Origin of the sequence: uncultured Campylobacter sp., assembly GCF_938040115.1 — a bacterium.
Classification (GTDB): domain Bacteria; phylum Campylobacterota; class Campylobacteria; order Campylobacterales; family Campylobacteraceae; genus Campylobacter_A.
This window is the reverse complement of sequence record NZ_CALHXD010000101.1, coordinates 1-20,607: the sequence shown is the minus strand read 5'-3', so window position 1 is coordinate 20,607 and position 20,607 is coordinate 1. Positions and strand designations below refer to the sequence as shown.

General features: G+C 46.3%; 20 protein-coding genes. 15 read left to right on the top strand and 5 right to left on the bottom strand.

The annotated features are described in order from the left end of the window. Positions 1–1,010 (top strand): amidohydrolase (locus Q0314_RS03795; protein WP_298056675.1); only part of this gene is annotated, 1,010 nt, incomplete at its 5' end. 339 nt (positions 1,011–1,349) lie between these two features. Here Q0314_RS03795 and Q0314_RS03790 read toward each other — a convergent pair. From Q0314_RS03790 to rarD, 5 genes are all read right to left on the bottom strand, one after another. Then, a complete protein-coding gene (locus tag Q0314_RS03790) occupies positions 1,350–2,396 on the bottom strand; it encodes a hypothetical protein (RefSeq protein ID WP_298056672.1) in 1,047 nt (348 codons plus the stop codon). Between the two features lie 81 nt (positions 2,397–2,477). Further along, positions 2,478–3,758 (bottom strand): dihydroorotase, encoded by a 1,281-nt coding sequence (locus tag Q0314_RS03785; protein ID WP_298056669.1) that lies wholly within the window; start codon positions 3,756–3,758, stop codon positions 2,478–2,480. Then, positions 3,755–4,687: an aspartate carbamoyltransferase catalytic subunit gene (locus Q0314_RS03780; protein WP_298056667.1), complete on the bottom strand. Its 933-nt coding sequence runs from the start codon at positions 4,685–4,687 to the stop codon at positions 3,755–3,757. Before Q0314_RS03780 ends, Q0314_RS03785 begins: the two co-directional genes overlap by 4 nt. A gap of 66 nt (positions 4,688–4,753) precedes the next feature. After that, positions 4,754–5,212 (bottom strand): hypothetical protein, encoded by a 459-nt coding sequence (locus Q0314_RS03775; protein WP_298056664.1) that lies wholly within the window; start codon positions 5,210–5,212, stop codon positions 4,754–4,756. A 30-nt stretch (positions 5,213–5,242) separates the two neighbouring features. Beyond that, positions 5,243–6,133, bottom strand: a complete 891-nt coding sequence (gene rarD / locus Q0314_RS03770) for an EamA family transporter RarD (protein WP_298056662.1) — start codon at positions 6,131–6,133, stop codon at positions 5,243–5,245. A 163-nt stretch (positions 6,134–6,296) separates the two neighbouring features. On the opposite strand from rarD, the gene Q0314_RS03765 reads away from it, so the two are divergent. The 14 genes from Q0314_RS03765 to Q0314_RS03700 all read left to right on the top strand — a co-directional run. Continuing rightward, entirely contained in the window at positions 6,297–7,634 is a 1,338-nt protein-coding gene (locus Q0314_RS03765; RefSeq protein ID WP_298056660.1) for a class II 3-deoxy-7-phosphoheptulonate synthase, read from the top strand. Positions 7,635–7,872: 238 nt separating this feature from the next. Then, complete coding sequence (locus Q0314_RS03760) at positions 7,873–8,823, top strand: NAD(P)-binding domain-containing protein (RefSeq protein WP_298056658.1); 951 nt, start codon at positions 7,873–7,875, stop codon at positions 8,821–8,823. A gap of 2 nt (positions 8,824–8,825) precedes the next feature. Then, the gene (locus tag Q0314_RS03755; RefSeq protein ID WP_298056655.1) at positions 8,826–10,808 is read left to right on the top strand and encodes a vesicular transport factor Uso1p; all 1,983 of its coding nucleotides are present in this window, start codon (positions 8,826–8,828) and stop codon (positions 10,806–10,808) included. Next, complete coding sequence (locus Q0314_RS03750; protein WP_298056654.1) at positions 10,805–11,500, top strand: methyltransferase; 696 nt, start codon at positions 10,805–10,807, stop codon at positions 11,498–11,500. Before Q0314_RS03755 ends, Q0314_RS03750 begins: the two co-directional genes overlap by 4 nt. Continuing rightward, the gene (locus Q0314_RS03745) at positions 11,497–11,874 is read left to right on the top strand and encodes a YkgJ family cysteine cluster protein (protein WP_298056652.1); all 378 of its coding nucleotides are present in this window, start codon (positions 11,497–11,499) and stop codon (positions 11,872–11,874) included. Before Q0314_RS03750 ends, Q0314_RS03745 begins: the two co-directional genes overlap by 4 nt. After that, the gene (locus tag Q0314_RS03740) at positions 11,850–13,115 is read left to right on the top strand and encodes a hypothetical protein (protein WP_298056650.1); all 1,266 of its coding nucleotides are present in this window, start codon (positions 11,850–11,852) and stop codon (positions 13,113–13,115) included. Before Q0314_RS03745 ends, Q0314_RS03740 begins: the two co-directional genes overlap by 25 nt. Then, positions 13,112–13,897 carry an indole-3-glycerol phosphate synthase TrpC gene (gene trpC / locus Q0314_RS03735; RefSeq protein WP_298056648.1) on the top strand — a complete coding sequence of 262 codons (786 nt, stop codon included), beginning with the start codon at positions 13,112–13,114 and terminating at the stop codon, positions 13,895–13,897. Before Q0314_RS03740 ends, trpC begins: the two co-directional genes overlap by 4 nt. A 1-nt stretch (position 13,898) precedes the next feature. Next, positions 13,899–14,396, top strand: coding sequence for an HIT domain-containing protein (locus tag Q0314_RS03730; protein ID WP_298056645.1), 498 nt, complete (start codon positions 13,899–13,901; stop codon positions 14,394–14,396). Positions 14,397–14,459: 63 nt separating this feature from the next. Next, positions 14,460–15,671, top strand: a complete 1,212-nt coding sequence (locus Q0314_RS03725) for an ankyrin repeat domain-containing protein (RefSeq protein ID WP_298056644.1) — start codon at positions 14,460–14,462, stop codon at positions 15,669–15,671. Positions 15,672–15,680: 9 nt separating this feature from the next. Beyond that, positions 15,681–16,427 (top strand): SDR family NAD(P)-dependent oxidoreductase, encoded by a 747-nt coding sequence (locus Q0314_RS03720; RefSeq protein WP_298056642.1) that lies wholly within the window; start codon positions 15,681–15,683, stop codon positions 16,425–16,427. A gap of 461 nt (positions 16,428–16,888) precedes the next feature. Then, complete coding sequence (locus Q0314_RS03715) at positions 16,889–18,583, top strand: Na+/H+ antiporter NhaC family protein (protein ID WP_298056640.1); 1,695 nt, start codon at positions 16,889–16,891, stop codon at positions 18,581–18,583. Between the two features lie 2 nt (positions 18,584–18,585). Further along, on the top strand, positions 18,586–19,719 hold the full coding sequence (trmA, locus tag Q0314_RS03710; RefSeq protein WP_298056637.1) for a tRNA (uridine(54)-C5)-methyltransferase TrmA: 1,134 nt from the start codon (positions 18,586–18,588) through the stop codon (positions 19,717–19,719). After that, on the top strand, positions 19,712–20,125 hold the full coding sequence (locus Q0314_RS03705) for a CoA-binding protein (protein WP_298056634.1): 414 nt from the start codon (positions 19,712–19,714) through the stop codon (positions 20,123–20,125). The genes trmA and Q0314_RS03705 overlap by 8 nt, the downstream gene beginning before the upstream one ends. Before the next feature lie 153 nt (positions 20,126–20,278). Beyond that, positions 20,279–20,607: pyridoxal-phosphate dependent enzyme (locus tag Q0314_RS03700; protein ID WP_298056632.1), on the top strand; the 329-nt coding region annotated here is incomplete at its 3' end.

Here is a 20,607-nt window from a genome sequence, read left to right as displayed (position 1 = left end):
TTGATACGGGCAGGCCGGGCAAGACGCTTGCGTTTAGATTCGACATCGACGGCGTAGACGTGACCGAGAGCAAGGATGAGGCGCACAGACCGTTTAAAGAGGGCTTTAGAGCCGATATAGACGGCATCACGCACGCCTGCGGGCACGACGGACACATCACGATCGGCCTAGCGATGGCTAAACTCATCGCGCAAAATTTGGACGACTTTAAGGGCAAATTTAGATTTATATTTCAAACCGCCGAGGAGGGCACGAGAGGCGCCGTGCCGATGGAGCAAGCGGGCGTGCTAGAGGGTGTGGACTACTTGCTAGGCGGTCATATCGGCTTTCAGGCAAAGACTAGCGGCGGCATCATCTGCGGTACGAACAAGCTTCTTGCGACGTCGAAATTCGACGTAAATTTCACGGGTAGATCGGCTCACGCGGCGGGCGCTCCGCAAGAAGGGGCAAATGCTCTGCTAGCTGCAGCCCAGGCGGCTCTAGCCATGCACGGTATCACGCGACATGCCGACGGCGTCACGCGTATAAACGTGGGCGTTTTGCGAGCGGGCGAGGGGCGAAACGTCATCGCGCCAAACGGCTACATCGCCTGCGAAACGCGCGGCGAAACGACCGAGCTAAATGAATTTATGTTTAAAAAATGCATGGACATCGTAGCAGGTGTCGCGCAGATATACGGCGTGCAGTACGACGTGAAGCTAACCGGCGGCACGAGCGGAGGCGATAGCAGCGAGGAGATCACCGATATCTACGAGCGCGCCGCGCGCCAGTCGCCTTTTATCAAGGACGAGCTCATCGTGCGGGATCTAAATTTCGGCGCTTGCGAGGACTTCGCGCACTTTATGCACGCCGTGCAAAAAGCAGGCGGCAAGAGCGGCTATCTGATGATCGGCACCAAGCTCGCCGCAGGCCATCACAACGGCGCGTTTGACTTTGACGAGAGTGCGCTGCTATCTGGCACGGACGTGTTTTTACGCTCGGCGTACGCGATAAACGGCAAGGACGCGTGAGGCTAAATTTGAACCGAATTTGATGAATTTGCGTCGCTTGCGGTCGGCTTGATCGGTTTTTTATCATCGGTCGAGCTGACGTGGCGGCGTGGATTTATATTTTTAGCTTTTAAATTTTGATAAATTCGGCGGTTAAATTTGCTCGGCAGTCGGTCGTAAATTTGGCTGGTTGAGTAGTGTCGTCGAAACCGTGCAGTGACAAGGCAAAAAATTAAGCAAAAGATGTGCGCAAAGTCGGTTAAATTCGACTTTGGCAAATTTGGGTTTATTTTTGTGTATAGTCAAGTGCGGAGTGTTATTTTGCTCAAATTCGCCGAAAATTTTAAAAACACGAAAACATTAATTCAAAAAATCCCTCGGTTTATTTACTATCTCGTCATTTATGTATTCTTCGTCGGGATAGCATTTGTCTATTTTTACGCCGCAGATTTTGTTTAGATTATACATTGTCGTTTTGGTCGCCAGGTTTTCGCATAGGTTTATATCTATGATGTATTTTATATTTTTATATTTTTCTGAGGCAAAAAATGGATTATCTCCCGAGTATGCAAAGTTCATGGCGTTTAGATAAGTGTTTATATATTGATTATCGCAGGATAGGTTATTTTTTAAGATATCTGCGTAAATAATCTTTTGAGATATAGCGATAAGAGCTATATATAAAGAGCGCATTATGCTATCGTTTGCTGTTTCTAACTCTCGTTTTAGTGATTTATCTTCGTTTATATTTTTTTGATACCGCGAGAGGATTTCGACGATACGTTTGTTTTTATCTATGACGTCTTGTTTGACTAAGGCTTTTTTGCTCAGTTCTGGCGCTAGTTTGCTTGAATGCCCTGCGTATAAATAAGTAAAATACACAAAATATTCAGCCAAAATCGGAACTAGCTTATAGTTTTTTCGGCTTAAATTCGGATCTTTAAATTTCTTAGCGTCAAGCTCGATCATCGTTTGATATACGTTATCTAGCAGGTCGGTTTGTTTTTTATCTACGACGTATGGGCTTGGATAATATTTCTCTTTGGGCATATAGTTTTTTCTCACGTAAAAGTAAAGATTAAATTTATAGTTCCAAAGAGCTCTTTCGGCATCGTCTTCGGGGATATATTTTATGCCTTTGTTATAAAGGTAGCTTTGTAGCTTGTTTAGCGGTTTCATTATGGCGCTATCGGCGTCAAATACGCTATTTAGTATAACCCTATACGCGTACACTACGTTATTGAGCACGAAATACTCTCTGGCCTCGGGATAGACGTCGTTTATGTGCTTTCTTCTTTCGGCTTGATAAAAGGATAAATTTATCATGACAAAAACGACTAAAATTATTTTTAGCGTGCGTTTTTTACGCTGTTTGGGCGTTTGCGGCGAGGCCGTATTTTCTTTCAAATTTGCTCCGATTAGTTAAATTTTGCGGTAGCCTTAACCGCCGCAAAGTCAAATTTCAAATTTACGCTAAATTTGAGTAAATCACGCCACGACGTTTGGAAACTCAAACACCGTTTTTCCGCTTTTTATCGTGATTACCGCCGCGCCTTTTAGCATTTTGCCTAGCAGCGGGGAGTTTTGGGATTTTGATTTATTTAGGTTTTTGTCGTAGAGATATTCGAAATTTGGATCGATTATCGCGATGTCGGCGAGGTAGCCCTCCGCGATCACGCCTTTGTCTTTTAGTTTTAAAATTTTAGCTGCATTATAGGACGTGAGAGCCGCCATCTGCTCGATACTTATCACGCCATCGTTTACCAAATCTAGCGTCATAGGCACGAGGGTTTGTAGGCCGAGTATTCCAAAAGGCGCCTTGTCGAATTCTAAAAATTTCTCGTCGTTATGGTGCGGGGCATGGTCGGTGACGATGACGTCGATGAGGCTGCTTTTTAGGCCATCTCTGATCGCCTCTACGTCTGATTTGGTGCGAAGCGGCGGCGACATTTTAAAGTTCGTATCGTAGCCTAGCAGCTCGTCCTCGGTGTAGGTAAAGTGGTGCGGCGTCGCCTCGCAGGTCACGTTTATGCCGGCTGCGCGAGCCTGCGCGATGAGCTTTAGCGACCACTCGGAGCTAACGTGCGCGATGTGGATGTGGCCGCCTGTTAGCTTAGCTAGCAGTAGATCGCGCGAGACCATGATCTCTTCTTGCTCGCGCGGCATGCCTTTGATGCCTAGTATCGCCGAGACGCGGCCTTCGTTCATGTGGCCGCCGCGGCATAGCGAGCAGTCCTGGGAGTGGTTGATGACGAAGCTGCCGAAGTGCTTTGAGTACTCAAGCGCGTATCTCATGACGCCGCTGCTGGCTACTGGTAGACCGTCGTCGCTAAACGCCACCGCGCCTGCCTCGGTCATATCGCCCATCTCTACGCATTTTTTGCCGTCCATCTTGCTTGTTATCGCACCGATAGGTAGTAGGTCTATGAGGCCGCGAGCTTTTGCCTTAGCTACCATATCGCGCGTGACGACGGCGTTGTCGTTTACGGGATTTGTATTTGCCATCGGGCAGCAGGTTGTTACGCCGCCGGCGACCGCGGTTTCAGAGCCCGTGTTTATATCGTCTTTGTACTCAAGGCCGGGATCGCGAAAGTGCACGTGCATATCGATAAGGCCCGGCATTACTAGCTTGCCGCTAGCGTCTATTACTTTGTCAGCCGCAGGTTCGTCAGCCGTGATTAGAGCGATCTTGTCGCCGTCTATCAGGACGTTTGCTTTTTGCGAGCCGTTATGATTTACGATCGTGCCGTTTTTGATGAGAGTTTTCATTTTGCGCCTTTGTTTTTGATGAGAGTATCTAGGATCGCCATCCTGACGGCGACGCCGTTTTCGACCTGATTTAGCACGTGCGAGTAGCGCGGATCGTCGGCTACGTCGGAGTTTATCTCGACGCCGCGGTTTATCGGGCCCGGGTGCAGGATCATGACGCCCTCTTTGGCGTATTGCATTTTACTAGCGGTTAGGCCGAAAAATTTGGAGTATTCGCGTACGGACGGAAATGCGATCTCATCGTCCTGACGCTCGAGCTGGATACGCAGCATGATGATGACGTCCGAGTCCTCGATGGCCTCGCGCATATCGGAGCAAATTTGACAGCCGAAAGCCTCCATGCCCGTTAAAAACATCGGCGGGCCAAAGAGCTTAACCTTGGCTCCGAGCGTTTTTAGGACGTAGATGTTTGAGCGAGCTACGCGGCTGTGAAAGATATCGCCGATGATGGCGACCGTGAGATTTTCTAGACTGCCGCGATTTTCTAGTATAGTAAAAAGATCAAGCAGCGCTTGGCTAGGGTGTTCGTTTAGTCCGTCGCCGGCGTTTACGACGTGAGCGTCGGTGTTCTCGGCGATAAATTTAGCTGCGCCCGAGCTGTAGTGGCGCACGACCACGATGTCCGTTTTCATCGCGACGATGTTGTGGACGGTGTCGATGAGCGTTTCGCCCTTTTTGGTGCTGGAGCTTGAGGCGGTGAAATTTATCGCGTCGGCTCCGAGGCGCTTAGCTGCGATCTCAAAGCTCGTTCGCGTCCTAGTCGAGTTTTCGAAAAAGGCGTTTACGGTCGTTTTGCCGTAGAGCGACTTGGCTTTTTTGGTCTCGGAGTTGTTTAGCGCCTTAAACTCCTTGGCTAAATTTAGGAAATGGTAAATTTCGTCTTTGGTTAAATTTGCAGCGGTTACGAGGTCTTTTTTGGTATAGCTCATCCGTTTTTTCCTTAGAAAGATAGAGTTAAATCAAAAAAGCGATATTACCCCGTTTTTACTTAAGATTTAATTTTGTAGCTTGCTAAACTCCGCGCCCAGACGCTGTCTGATCTCGTCGCCCGCGCGCTCGCCGTCTTTGAAATTTTCCGTGACGAGATCGTCTAGGCGGCTAAGCACCTCAAAGAGCTCGCTTTCCCATTTATCGGGGTTTCTAGCAGTGTTCATCGTCTCGATAAATGTGAGCTTCTTGCTCATCTCGCTTAGGCTTTCTAAAAATTTTTCTTTTAGATCCTCGTTTTTTAGGGCGTCGTCGTAGAGCGCTTTCATCTTTAGCTCTCTTAGCTCGCCGTTTATTATCTCGCAAAAATCTTTATACTTTTGCACTGAAATTTGACGTACGGCCTCGGGGGAGTTATTTGCCAGAGTGCCGTTCTCATCGATCTTTCTTGTTATCTTTTGTATCTGTGCGTAGAGCACGAGCGCGGCTATGACGCAGATGACGGCGTAAAATGCGATAGATGACATTGTTTTTCCTTTTTTGATTTAAATTTGCGGTTATACTGAAATTTTGCTTTTTTTACTATAAATCGCGCTAAAGCTAACCACCGCAAGCGCGCTCCAGATGAGCAAAAACGACAGCGCTTTTAGCGCGCTAATCTGCTCGCCGTAGTAAAAAACGGCAAGCAAAAGCTGCATAGAGGGCGAAATATACTGCAAATAGCCGATCGTGCTCAAATTTAGCCTAGTAGCCGCCGAGTTAAAAAGCAAAAGCGGCACTACGGTCGCAGGCCCGCAAAGAGCAATCAAAAGCCCAAACCACGAAAAACTAAAGTGGTTTTGCCCGCTAGCCGCGACGAAAAATAGCGCGACGAGGGCGATAGGAGCTATGAGCGCGGTTTCGACGAAAAGCCCTTCCAAAGAGGGCACGCTAAGGCGCTTTCTAATGAGCGAATAAAATCCAAACGTGATAGGCAAAATGATAGATATGATAGGCAGTCCGCCCGCGTCGTAAATTTGCACTCCGATAGCGACAAAGACGATAGCGATGGCAAATTTGCCTGCGCGCGATAGCTTTTCTTTTAAAATCAGCACGCCAAGGAGCATATTTACGAGCGGATTTATGAAGTATCCCAGGCTAGTTTCCACGATTTTTCCGATATTTACGGCGTAGACGTAGATCCACCAGTTTGCGGCGATGAGAAGTCCCGTGACAAACAGCCAAAACGCGGTTTTTTTGTTACTTAAAATTTTCTTTGCGGCGCCTAGTTTGCGGCCAAATTTGAGTAGTAAAAATAAAAGCAGCACCGACCAAATGATACGGTGAGCGACGATCTCGGTGGCCGAAAGCGCGCTGAGTTGTTTAAAATAAATAGGAAAAACGCCCCAGATCATAAAGACCGATAGGCCGTAGATGAAGCCGATTTTGGTTTGATTTTTGTCTTGCATTTTTCCGCTTTTTTGGCGAAATTATATTTATTTGTCGTTAATCAAAGCTTATGTTACTCAAAAATGCGCAGCGAGGGCAAATTTGAGGGTAAAATTTGAAATTTTATCTGTAATAAAAGTTCTTTTAGTTAAAATCGGGGTTATTTTTAAAAAAGGTTTAAAGATGTGGAGTAGAGATTCGTGGAGAAAATTTAATATCTTACAGCAGCCTAGCTACCCCGACGAAGTCTTGCTAAAAAAGGCCGAGGATAAGCTAAAAACGATGCCGCCACTAGTTTTTGCCGGCGAGGCTAGAAACCTAAAACAAGACCTAGCCAAGGTTTGTAACGGCGAGGCGTTTTTGCTCCAAGGCGGCGACTGCGCGGAGAGTTTTTTAAATTTTAACGCCGTAAATATCCGCGATATGTTTAAAGTGATGCTGCAAATGGCGATCGTTTTAACCTTTGCCGGACGCTGCCCCGTCGTAAAAGTAGGACGCGTGGCGGGTCAGTTTGCTAAGCCTAGAAGCTCGGACTACGAGGAGCAAGGCGGCGTAAAGCTACCCAGCTACCGCGGCGACATCATAAACGGTTTTGAATTTAGTGCCGAGGCTCGCGTGCCCGATCCAAATCGCATGATCGAAGCGTATTATCAAAGCGCATCCACAATGAACCTTCTTCGCGCCTTTTCTCGCGGCGGTCTAGCCGATCTGCACGAGGTAAATCGCTGGAATCTTGGCTTTATCAAAAAGCCCGAGCTTGACGCTAAATACGGCGAGTTAGCTAGGCAGCTGAGCCAAACTCTAGCGTTTATGGGGGCTTGCGGTATAAATGCCTCAAATACTCCTGCGCTTAGCGAAACTAAGGTCTACACCTCGCACGAGGCGCTTTTGCTGCCGTACGAGGAGGCGCTCACTAGAGAGGATAGCCTTACCGGCGACTGGTACGACTGTTCGGCGCATATGCTCTGGATCGGCGAGCGCACTCGTGGCATAAACGACGCTCACGTGCATTTTTTAAGCGGCGTGCATAATCCTCTAGGCGTCAAAATCGGACCAAACGCAACCGCACAGGACGTCATCGCGCTCTCAAATGCGCTAAATCCTAAAAACGAAGCGGGCAGACTAAACGTAATCATCAGAATGGGCGCGGATAAAATCGGCGAGCGACTGCCTAAAATCCTACGCGAAGTAAAACGCGAAGGCCTAAATATCGTCTATAGCATCGATCCGATGCACGGCAACACGATAAAAGCCGCAAACGGCTACAAAACGCGCGAATTTGATAAAATCCTAGCCGAAGTGCAGAGCTTTTTCGAGATACATAGAGCAGAAGGTACGCATGCTGGCGGCGTGCATCTAGAGATGACGGGTCAGGACGTGACCGAGTGCACGGGCGGGTCGTTTAAACTAAACGAGAATGATCTGGCGCACAGATACGAGACGCAGTGCGACCCGCGCTTAAACGCCGATCAGTCGCTAGAACTTGCGTTTTTAATCGCCGAGTTTTTAAAGAAAATTTAGCTTTAGCGGGCGTAAATTTGATGAAATTTGCACCCCTTTAAATTTGATGCGCTTCAAATTTGGCTCTCAAATTTACCGAATTTAAACAAGCCAAATTTGATCTCACTTGCCTTTTGTCTTTTAAATTTGACCGTTTTTGTCTTTTTTAAATTAAATTTACCCCAAATTTCGCGAATTTCTTAAAATTTAATACAATTTTCGCTACATTAATGAAAAATTATCAAATCGGAGAGAATCAATGAGCGATGTTTACGACATTATCGTGATAGGCGGCGGCCCTTGCGGCATCGCGACCGTCGTAGAGGCGAGAGCCAATGGATTAAAAAAAGTTTTGCTTCTCGAAAAGGGTGATAACCACAGCCAAACTATAAGAAAATTTTACAAAGACAATAAGCGCGTGGATAAGGAGTACAAAGGTCAAGACAGCACCATTCACGGCATCGTGTCCTTTGAAGACGGCACAAAAGAGAGCACGCTTGATTATTTCGACAAGCTGCTAGATGAGGAAAAGATCGAGGCCGTGTTTAACTCCGAGGTCGAAAGTGTCAAGAAAAAAGACAGTTTGTTTTTTGTGCACACCGCAAAGGGCGATTACAAGGCCAAAAACGTGATGATAAGTATCGGCAAAATGGGACGTCCGAATAAGCCTGATTATAAAATCCCGCCTTCGCTAAACGGAGTCGTAAATTTTAATCTAAACTCCTGTTCTAGCGGCGAAAAAGTCCTCGTAGTAGGCGGCGGAAACTCGGCCGTAGAGTACGCTATCGAGCTTTGCCAATACAACAAAACGACGCTGGCTTACCGCAAGGATAAATTTAGTCGCGTAAATGACGTAAACGTAACGGCACTATGGGAACTAGAAAAAGCAAATAAGCTAAAAGTGCGACTAAACCACGACATCACCGAGATCGAAAACGAATCCGGACGCGTTAGAGTGCACTTTTCAAACGGAAAAATCAGAGTCTACGACAGGGTCGTCTACGCTATCGGCGGCTCGACTCCGGTGGATTTTTTACAAAAATGCGGAGTTGAACTTGACGCAGATAAAGATCCAGTCGTAAACGAGCACTATGAAAGCAGCGTACACGGCCTATATATCGGCGGCGACATCGTGCTAAAAAACGGCGGCTCGATCGTGCTCGCGCTAAATCATGCGCATAAGGTAGTCCAAGACATCAAGGAAAAATAGAGTTGAGAGCGTTAAATTTAGTCTTATTTTTTATCTGCGGTTGTTTGCTCACACTGGGCGGATATTATTTGTATTTCGAGTTTACAAAACCGTCTGCAAAGTCTACGGAACTCGCCGTGCAGATAATGAACGTCGAAGAAGCGCCTAAAAATGAGGGCGCAAGTACTACGAATGAGACAAATTCGGCTATCCTAAGTCAAGTTTTGCCGCAGGAAAAATATGCTAAAAATTTGGATGCGAACTATACGGACGCACCTATTTTAGGCGACGAGGACGAGCTAAAAGAGCAAATCCGCGTCCTGCGCGCTCAAAATAAGCTACTCTATGACGATAACGTCGATCTAGTGAGCAAAAATCTAGAAATCTCAAATATCTTAAGCGATCAAAAAGCCGAGCTGGAAACCAGGCGAAAACAAGCCGCCAGCGCTAATGACAAACAGCGTATAAGCGCGATCGACGAGCTAAATAAAAAACTAGCCAAAGCGCAAGAAGAAAACGAAAAAAATAAAAATTTAGAGCAAAATTTGACTTCTCTTCGCAGCGAGATCAAAACTCTAAAAGCCGAGCTTGAAAAAAAGCAGAGCGAATTTGACAAATCAAGCGCCAAAACGCAAAGCGAAAGTCAAAATGCTCTAAAACGGCTCGAGACCCAAAACGACGAGCTAAAAAGCGAAGCGCTATCTAGTAAGGCTAAATTTGAAAGCGAACTAAGAATGGCAAACGAAGAGACCGCAAAACTAAAGAGCGAAAATGCTAGGCTCGCAAACGAGCTGAGCCTAAAAGATAGCGAGATAAAAAGGATCGCTAGCGAATACAACGCTCAGGCTCTAAATGCTCAAAATTTATCCAAAAATAGGATCGCCGCCCTAGAAAAAGAACAAGACGCGGACAAGAAAAAAATAAGCGAGCTTGAAGCGAGCCTTGAAAACGCAAATAAAAAAGCCGAGTCAAAAGCTAAGCTAAAAGCGATAAATGATGAGCTAAACGCGACGAATAAAGAGTTAGTCGCAAAGCTCGAGAAAGAAAAACAAGGATTTGAAAAAGAGATTGAACAAAACGAGGCTATATATAAAACCGAGCTTGAAAAGCTAAAAAGTCAGATTGAAAACGAGCGCCAAGAAACCGAGCAAAACGTGGCGGAACTAAAGAGTAAAATTTATGAGTTAGAAAATCAAATTTCGCAAAAAGATAGTTCACTGCAAAATGCGGAAGCTAAGGTTGCAGAGCTAAACGAGTCGCTAAATATCCAAAAAGAACTGCTAGCGGACGAGATCGCCGCTGGTAAAAAAAATATCCAAAACTATAAAATTTTAAATAACAAAATTACGACTTTAGTCGAAAACGATATCAAAACAGCAAAGGAAAATAAAGAGCAACTAGATGCTCTAAATGAGCTTTTGACGCAAAAAGACGCAGAGCTCGCGACTCTAAGAAAACAGATACAAGACGGAGCTAAAGATCTAAGCGACACGAAGGAAAATTTAGCCAAAACGAGTTCGCAAAAAAACATCGCAAAGGGCGAAGTAGCGCAAATAATGACTAAAAACGAGGAACTAATGAGCGAAAACGAAAACCTAAAAAAGATAATTCAGCTAAATTTTAGAGCCGAAGTGCCCAAAAAGGTGGTTTTCATTGCCTCAGTCGAGTGTACGGATATGGGCGCGGGCTCAGACAGGCCGACGCAAGTTTGCAAAAACAAAGTAAGCGACTTTTTGCAGAGTTATAATTCAAATTATTATTTCGAAATCACGCCGATAGTGAGCCGAGGTAACTTTATTGCCACGTCAAAAGCAGCAAAAGTGATCCCGCAAGACGAGCTTGAAAAGATCAACTCATACGCAAATTTTGGTATCGGCAAAGAGCGCGCCAAGGTTGCCGGCGAGATGATAAAAGATGAATTCGGCGACTTTTCGCGCATATCGTACAGCAATGACATAATCACCTCTCAGGATAAGCAAGGATTTATCATCAAGGTATATAGATGATAATCACTCAGCCCAAAAACGGCTACCGCTACAACAGCGACACGATGTTTTTATATGGCTTTATCCGTGAGGGCGGAGTGCGCGGCGAGGTGCTAGAGGTCGGCTGCGGTAGCGGGGTTTTGGGGCTGCTTTTAAAGCGCGATTTTCCTAAAATTTCACTCAGTTTGCTTGATATTTTAGAAGATAACGTAAATTTAGCCGCCGCAAACGCTAGCCAAAACGGGCTTGAAGCTGAGTTTATAACGGCTGATTTTGCTAAATTTAAGAGTGAAAAAAGATATGATCTCATCGTCTCAAACCCGCCCTTTTACCACGACGGCGCGAAAAAAAGCGAGAACGAGCATCTCCGCACCGCTAGATATAGCGAAAATTTATCGCTTAGAGAGCTTGTGGGTAGCGCAAATTCGCTGCTAAAGCCGCGCGGAGTTTTTAGCTTTTGTTACGACGCTAAGCGTATATCTGAAATTTTGCTTTGTTTGAGCGAATTTAAATTTACGCTTACTAGGCTTTGCTTCGTGCATCCAAAAGCGGGCGGCGCGGCAAATTTGGTACTAATCGAGGCTAAAAAAAGCTCAAAATCTTTGACTCAAATTTTACCGCCGATTTTTGTTTTTGTAGGCGGCGTTTATAGTAAAAAGGCAGCTGAAATTTTCGCTACGGCAAACACGCAAAGCAAGGACGCTGCGGAGTGAATTTGCTAAGACAAAGCGGCTTTGGTTATGAATTTGACGCTAGCAAGTGCGAGCTGTGCGGCGGCAAATGCTGCACGGGAGAAAGCGGCTATATATGGATAAGCTCCGCGGAAATCTCGGCGCTGGCGGAATATTTAAAAATAAGCGAGGATGAGTTTAGATCGCGATTTTTAGATAAATTCGGATACAAATTTAGTCTCAAAGAAAAGCCCTATGAGGGCGGATTTGCGTGCGTTTTTTTTGACGAAACGGCAAAAAACTGCTCGGTTTACGACTTTCGACCGAGCCAGTGCCGCACCTTTCCGTTTTGGGACTATTTTAAGGATAAAATCAATGAATTGGAGAAAGAATGCGCGGGAATAAGGCGATTTTAAAATTTATATTGGCGGCCTTGCTTGCTTGTTTTGCTACCGCCAAAGACGGTTTTGATGAGAATTTATACGTTATCAAGGCGCTTTTGGCGGTCGAAAACGCTAATCACGACGAGGCGACCGAGCTTTATGAGCAGCTTTACGAAAAAACCAAAAATACCGACTATCTAAAAGAGGCGCTCAGGCTCGCGTTTTTTTCTAAAAACGTAAATTTTAAAAGCATTTTAGCGCTCAGCCAAAAAGTGCTAAAAGATGACGTGGACGTGCTTCGCATACAGGGCGCAAATTTGATGAGCGAAAACAAACTAGACGAAGCCGCAAAGATCATGAAAGAGCTCGTCCAAAAAGAGGACGTCTCTAAAAACCACGTCATGCTCTCTGCCGTCTACTCGATGCAAAACGACAACAAAGCCGCTCTGGGCGAGCTCGAGCGCGCATACGAGCTAGATAGAAGCGTGGAAAATTTGCTGCGAATAGTCGATCTTTTATACAATAGAATGAACGACAAAAAAGAGGCGATCAGGCACCTGGAGAGCTCGCGCCGTATCGACGGCTGCGAGGTAGAGACCTGCACGGCGCTAGTAGATATCTACGCGCAGGACGGCCGCTACTCCGATATGATCGATGTTTACGAGAGTCTTTTTGAAGTGACGAAAGAAAAAATCTATCTCGAAAAAGTGCTCGGCGTCTACGTCTATCAAAAAAATTACGACGCTGCTATCAAATTTTTACAAAAATACTCATATAACGACGATGCACTAATGGATCTTTACGCTGCGACGGGGGATTTTGCTAAGGCGTATAAAAAGGCACAGGAGGCCTTTGATAAGAGCTTTAATCTCGAATATCAAGCCAAAATGGCGATATATCAGTACGAAAGAGATACGGATAAACAAACAAAAAAGATAAGTAAAGATAGCCTCAAACAAGTGATCGCCAACTTTGAAAAATCAGCCGTAAAGCTAAATAATGCACTATATCTAAACTACTACGGCTACCTACTCATAGATCACGATATAGACGCGAAAAAGGGCATAGAGCTAGTAAACAGAGCCCTAGAGCTAGAGCCTGGGTCGGTGTTTTATCTAGATTCGCTAGCTTGGGGATACTATAAGCTAGGCGAGTGCAAAAAGGCCGACGAAATAATGCAACAAGTCCTGCACGATGAGGAATTTGTAAATTCGCCCGAGGGCAAAGAGCACATAAACTCTATCAAAGAGTGCCTAAAAAAGGGTAAAAAATGATACTAGATCAGATAATCAAGCGTACGAAAGAGGACTTGGCGCTGCGAAAGTCGCAAACGCCTTTTGAAAAACTACAAGAGCTCGCGGCGAAAAATCCGCGCGAGATAAAAGACGCGGTAAAAGCGCTAAAAAGTAGTGCAAAAGAGCCGTATCGCATCATCGCCGAGGTTAAAAAAGCAAGCCCTAGCAAGGGGCTGATAAGGCCAAATTTTGCGCCCGTAGAGATAGCCAAAGAGTATGAAAAAGGCGGCGCGAACGCTATCTCGGTTCTAACCGAGCCGCATTTTTTTAAAGGAGATTTGGAGTATCTGGCGGCCATAAGACGCGAAAGCTCGCTGCCGCTGCTTCGCAAGGATTTTATCGTAGACGAGTATCAAATTTTAGAAGCGCTCGTTTATGGAGCCGATTTTATCCTACTTATCGCAAAGGCTCTTGGCGCCGATGAGCTAAAGCGGCTACTTGATTACGCGCGCTCTTTGGGGCTTGAGGCCTTGGTCGAGACGCACGACGAGGAGGATGTAGAAAAGTCAAATTTTGCGTGCGCAAAGATAGTCGGAGTAAATCACCGAAATTTAAGCACGTTTGAGATGGATATGAGCCTTTGCGAGAGGCTATTTTCTAAAATCAAAAACGCAAGCGTTATCGTCGCAGAAAGCGGCATCTATGAGCATTCGCAGCTAAAAGAGCTACACGCGCAAGGAGCCGACGCGTTTTTGATAGGCGAGCATTTTATGAGGCAAGAGGACTTGGCAAAAGCCGTAAAAACCGTAAAGGAGGGCTGATATGGAGCACATTTGCGCACCGTGGAGGAGCGAATATTTCGGCAAAAAGGAGCAGGGATGCGTCTTTTGCAATGTCGTAAATCATCCCGAAAAAGACGCCGAGACGGGTGTTTTGTTTCGCGCAAAGCGGTGTTTTGGGATTATGAATCTCTACCCGTATACGCCCGGGCATTTTATGGTGATACCTTACGTGCACACAGATAATATCGAAAGCCTAGACGAGCAGACGTGGTCGCAGATGAGCGCCTACGTGCGCGAGGGCGTGAAAATTTTAAAACGCGAACTAAATGCGGCGGGCGTAAATATCGGGATGAATCTGGGCAAAGCAGGGGGTGCGGGCATCGCAGAGCACGTGCACTATCACCTAGTGCCGCGCTGGAGCGGCGATACGAACTTTATCACCTCCATCGCCGAGGTGCGCGTAAACGGCGTGCCTTTTACTCCGCTTTACGAGAAGCTAAAAGCCGCGTTTGCTAATGTTTGCTTTAATGAGCGGTAAATTTATTTTTACCAAATTATTTTTTGGTAGAATTATCAAAATTAAAAGATATTGAGGCATACGATGAGATTTATTTTGCCGATATTTTTGTCATTTTCTTTTGTTTTTGCAGATTTTAGCTGCGATGACGCTTTAACCGAAAAGCAGCGGTTTTTCTCTCAAAATTTAACATTTTCGGGTGAATTTGAGCCAAACTGCAACGACTCTATCCTGGGGATAAAAGAGGCTCAAATTTTACTCTCGGCCGCCCAAAAGATCCGCGCCGAAAGCCTTGCTTGCGTCGGAAATTTAGCGACTAAAAATTTAAACGAGTTTAAATTTAAGATTTTAAAAGCCTCCTATGCACCTGAAATTTACGCAAAAGAGTTAGAAAGTCCCGACGAATACGAAAAACTCGTATCGCAAAACAGAGCCAGGCTTCGCTACTGGGGACATCAAAGTTTAAGTAACTTCACGGTCTTTAAGGACTTTAACAAAGACTACAACGCCGTCTTGGGGCTGCTGGTAAACTACTACAAATCAAATTTTAAAATAGACGAAGGCAGTGCGATTTATTACGCTTCAAAGGTTGCAAACGAGTTTTTAAAATTTGCCGCCGCGACTCTGCAAAACGGCGATATGGACGAGTTTGCGAGAAAAGTTAGCGACCCGACCTTTACAAAATACGGCATAAATGAGGCGATATATTCTGGCGCCGTGTCGCAAAGCTCGCTACAAAATGCCTTTAACGCCGCGCTTCTTTACGAAAAAAGCGAGGACATCATAAAGGAATTCTTGCGCGCTGGTGTAAATTTAAACTACGGATTTGAGAGTTCGCTATTTTTCGCGCTTAAAAATTTAAATAACGTAAAGCTTCTAGTTGCCAGCGGCGCTGACGTAAACTACGAAAATCTGCTCGGCGTCACTCCGCTTTTTAAGGCCGTGCAGCTAAACGATATAAATTTAGTCAAATTTCTACTAGGAAACGGAGCGCTAGTAAACAAAAGGCTGATAGACATGAGCACCAAGCTTGCATATAGCGCAAATTTGAGCGTCCAACTGCCGAGCTTCGTAAAGCTATGCGACTTTGACGCGGCATCAAAAAGCGTGCTGATGAGTGCGGCGGGAGCGGCGGACGTGGAGATATTACAGCTTTTGGTAGATAACGGCGCGGACGTGCAGGCAGTGGATGATAACGGGCTAAATGCCCTAGACTACGCAATCATCGGCAAAAAAGAGATCAACGCGCAGTATCTAAGGGCGATGGGGCTAGAGTCAAATTTGATCACCGAATAAGGAGAAAATATGAAAGGAACGGCTTTTATTACTGGGGCTACGTCGGGTTTTGGCGAGGCGATAGCTAGGGCGCTCAGCCGCGAAGGCTACAAGATCGTAGCGCTGGCTCGCCGCAAGGAAAGGCTCGAAGCTCTGGCAAAGGAGCTTGGAAATACGCACATCATCGTCGCAGATATCCGCGATAAAAAGGCGGTTTTTGACGGCGTGGCAAATTTACCGCAGGAGTTTTGCGATATCGAAGTGCTCGTAAATAACGCAGGCCTGGCGCTGGGACTTGAAGGCGTGGCGCAGACTAGCATCGAGGACTTTGAGACGATGGTTGATACCAATATCAAGGGCTTTTTGTACTCGACGAAGGCCGTTTTGCCACTCATGATCGCGCGAAAGAGCGGCTATATCTTTAATCTAGGCTCGACCGCTGGCGCATGGCCGTATCCGGGTAGTCACGTTTATGGCGCTAGTAAGGCTTTTGTGAAGCAATTTAGTAGAAATTTGCGTAACGACATACGCGGCACCGGTATACGAGTGACCGAGATAGCTCCGGGTATCTGCAAGACCGAGTTTAGCGAGGTTCGCTTTGGCGGAGATAAGGCTAAGGCTGACGCGGTTTACGAGGGCGTGGAGTACATCACCGCCGAGGATATCGCGCAGATCGTGCTAAACTGCCTAAATATGCCTCACCGCGTCAATATCAACGTCGTCGAGGCGATGGCGACGCAGCAGACTTGGGCCGGGCTTTTTATAGAGAAAAAGTAGGCTTTTGCCGTTAAATTTGCGGATTTGGGTTAAATTTGACCGTTTTGGTTAAATTTAGTCCGAAATTTGATTCCTGGCATTAAATTTTGAGCGGCGGTCTTAATAATACTTTGAATCCGTGGGGCTTGAAGCAGATATCGTAAATTTACCTTTTTATCCAAATGACACTCTGCACTTTAAATACAAAATTTGACCAACAAACCAAATTTGAAAATTCCCTGCAAAATTTAAATCATGACCAAATTTAAAATTTGCCGCCGAGCGCAGTTTTAAACAAAATTTCCACCAAAGCCTTATTTTTAACATAAATTTTTAATAAAGAGCTAAAATTTTTGAATTCTAAGCGAATTTAAAACAAAAATTTAAGCCGCATTTAGCTAAATTTATGCCTTAAATACCGACCGATGGCACGCGGGGCGGAAAATTTGATTAAACCGACGAAAAACAAAAAGGAGTTTTTGATGAAAAAGATTTTATTTTTGTCGCTTTTGCCGATCTTGGCGCTAGCCGTAGATCCCGAAGTAGCGAAAAAAAATGCCGAAATTTTCGGCTTTTGGACGCTCATCCCGCCCGTGGTGGCGATAGTTTTGGCGTTTATCACCAAAGACGTCGTTTTGTCGCTTTTTATCGGCGTTTTTAGCGGAACGTTTCTCATAAACGTCATCGACTCAAGCATCCCGATGACCTTCGTAAAGGGCTTTACCGACATCGTAAAAAGGGTCGTGGGCTCGCTGGCCGATAGCTGGAACGCGGGCATCGTGCTTCAGGTGCTTTGTATCGGCGGCGTGGTCGCGCTCATCACCAAAATGGGCGGAACCAAGGCTGTGGCGATATGGCTAAGCAAAAAGGCTAAAACAGGCGTTTCTGCTCAAATTTCAACTTGGGTGATGGGACTTTTCGTCTTTTTCGACGACTACGCAAACTCCCTCATCGTGGGCCCTATCATGCGCCCGATAACGGACAAATTTAAAGTCTCTCGCGAAAAGCTAGCCTTTATCATCGACGCTACCGCCGCTCCGATCGCGGGTCTAGCCGTCATCTCGACTTGGGTCGGGCTTGAGATCTCGCTCATAAAGCAAGGCTACGAGCTCATCGGCATAACGAACGTAAATGCATTTAGCATCTTTGTCGAGACGATGCCTTATAGATTTTACAACCTTTTCATGCTGTTTTTCATCGTCTGCACCGCGTTTATGGGGCGCGAATTTGCCGGTATGCTAAAAGCCGAGCGCAGAGCTAGAGCGGGCGAACTGCACCCTAGACGCGGCGGAGCCATGATCGAGGACGTCGAGGACAAGACGCTAGAGCCTAAAGAAAATATCAAACTACAAAGCTCAAACGCCGTTATTCCGCTTTTAGTGCTTATTTTGGGCGCGTTCGTTAGCTTTTACTTTAGCGGTCTGGGTGCGCTTGAGGGCGAGGCTCTTGAGAGCGCGAAGGCTCATCCGCTTACGTTCCACACTTTCCAAGCTACGTTCGGCGCTGCCGATGCGTCTGTGGCGCTATTTCAGTCGGCTTTGCTAGCTACGGTGGTGGCGATATTTATGGCCGTTTATAGAAAAATTTTGACCGTGCGCGAGGCGATAGAAACCTGGGGTAAGGGCTGGAAAACTATGATAACTACGATCATCATCTTGCTTCTTGCGTGGTCGCTAAGCTCTGTTATAAAAGAGCTTGGCACATCTCGCTATCTAGTTGATCTACTTTCGCAGTCTACGCCAAAGATCGTCCTTCCGGCGGCGATTTTTATGCTGGGTTCGTTTATCAGCTTTTCTACCGGCACCAGCTACGGTACGATGGGCATTTTGATGCCGCTTGCGATACCGCTAGCTAGCGCGGTGGGCATGTACAGCGGACTAGAGGGCGACGCCTTGCATGCGTATATGATAGTAAATATCTCAGCCGTTTTAACGGGCGCGATATTCGGCGATCACTGCTCTCCGATCTCGGATACTACGATACTCTCGTCTATGGGCGCAGGATGTAACCACATCGATCACGTCCAGACGCAGATGCCTTATGCGCTTGCAGTTTGCGCGATTAGTATTTTTGCGGGATATTTTCCGGTCGCGCTTGGCCTAAGCATCTGGATAGTGCTTCCTTTGGGGCTTTTGGTGACGGCTTTGGTTGTTAGACTCGTCGGGCAGAGGGTTTAAATTTGCCCGATAAGTTTTGCAAATTTTTAGGAGAGTGCGGTAGCTGCACCCTTGATATGCCTTACGAGGAACAGGTTAAATTTAAAACCGAGTTTATAAGGCGCGAATTTGAGTCCTTTTATAGCGGCGAATTTGAGTTTTTTGCCTCGCAGAGTGCCGCTTACCGCACTAGGGCGGAGTTTGGAGTCTGGCACGATATTTGGCATAGCGCGGTCGATCTAGCATACACGATGCACGGCGCCAAAACCAAGCGAATTATGATAGACGAATGCCCAAAAGTAGCCGATCCTATTGCAAATTTGATGCCGCGTTTGCTTGAGGCGCTTGCGAAAAATCAAATTTTAAAAGAGAGGCTGTTTGGCGCCGAGTTTATCTCGTGCGCGAGCGGGATACTAGCGACGCTGCTCTACCATAAGCGTCTAGGCGAGGCCGAGCAGAGCGAGATAGAGAGCCTAGCACGCGAGTTTGCCGACCTGCGCGTAACGATAGCTGCGAGAGCAAAGGGGCAAAAGCTGCTAAGCGGCGATCTAAATTTAGAGGACAGCCTAAACATCGGCGGTAAAATTTATAAATTTACATTCGGCGACGGAGCTTTTATCCAGCCAAACACCGCCGTGAACGAAAAGATGATCGCATGGGCGAAGGGGTGTGTAGAGCACGGCTCGGATCTGCTTGAGCTTTACTGTGGACACGGCAACTTTACCGTTCCGCTAGCGGAAAAATTTAAGCGCGTTTTGGCAACCGAAATATCCAAAAGCTCGATCGCAAATGCGCTCAAAAACTGCGAACTAAACGGCGTAGATAACATCAAATTTTTGCGAATGAGCGCCGAGGAGCTGATGAGCGCGTTTAGGCGCGAGCGCGAGTTTAACCGCCTAAGAGAGCTTGATATCTTTAGCTACGACTTCTCGCACGTTTTGGTTGATCCGCCGCGCGCGGGGCTTGATGAGAGCGTGATAAATTTCATCAAAAACTACGAAAATATCATCTATATCTCCTGTTCGCCCCAGAGTCTAAAGCGCGATCTAGCGCAGCTTGCCGCGACGCACGAGGCGGTCAAATTTGCCGTATTTGATCAGTTTGCAAATACCGCTCATATCGAGTGCGGCGTGCTTTTAAAGGGTAAAAATGCCTAACGATCTAGGGCAAATTTTATCCGCCGCTAAAAATATCGCGGTCGTGGGCCTTAGTCCTGACGAGAGCAAGCCTAGCAATGAGGTTGCGAAATTTCTCATCGAGCGCGGTTTTAACGTATTTCCTATTTATCCAAAATTTGATGAAATTTTAGGGCGTAAGGTTTATCGAAATTTGGCCCAAATAGACCAAGATATCGACATCGCCGTGATGTTTAGAAAAGGCGAGTTTGCTAGCGAGCTAGTAAAGGACGCCGTCAAAAAAGGCGTGAAAACGCTGTGGCTGCAGCTTGGTATCACAAACGATGAGGCGGGAGCGATCGCGCGCGAAAACGGGATAAATTTCGTGCAGGATAGGTGCATAAAAATCGAGCTACAAAGGCTTGAGTGTGCTAAATTTGATGGCTAAGCGCGATTTTGAGGTAGCGCCGTAAACGTAGCAGATAGGGCAAAAACAAAAAACATAAATAAAAATAAAGAAAACGTAAGCAAAAATACGGTAAATAAACGCGCAAGCAAAAGCGATAAGAAGTAAAATTTAAACAAAAAACGAAAGGCTAAAATGATCTCTCTAAATAAAATAATCCAAGCCAAGCGCACGATAAGTGGCTTTGTGTATAAGACGCCGTTTGCCTACAGCGCAAAGCTAAGCCTCGCAAGCGGCGCGCTCATCTACCTAAAAGAAGAAAACCTCCAGCGTACGGGCGCATACAAGATCCGCGGCGCGTATAATAAAATCGCAAATTTAAGCGCGCAGGAGCGTAAAAAAGGCGTCGTCGCAGCAAGTGCCGGCAATCACGCCCAAGGCGTAGCTATTTCAGCGCGCGAGTTTAAGACGCCCGCCACCATCGTGATGCCAGAGTCCACGCCGCTTTTAAAGGTGCTAGGCAC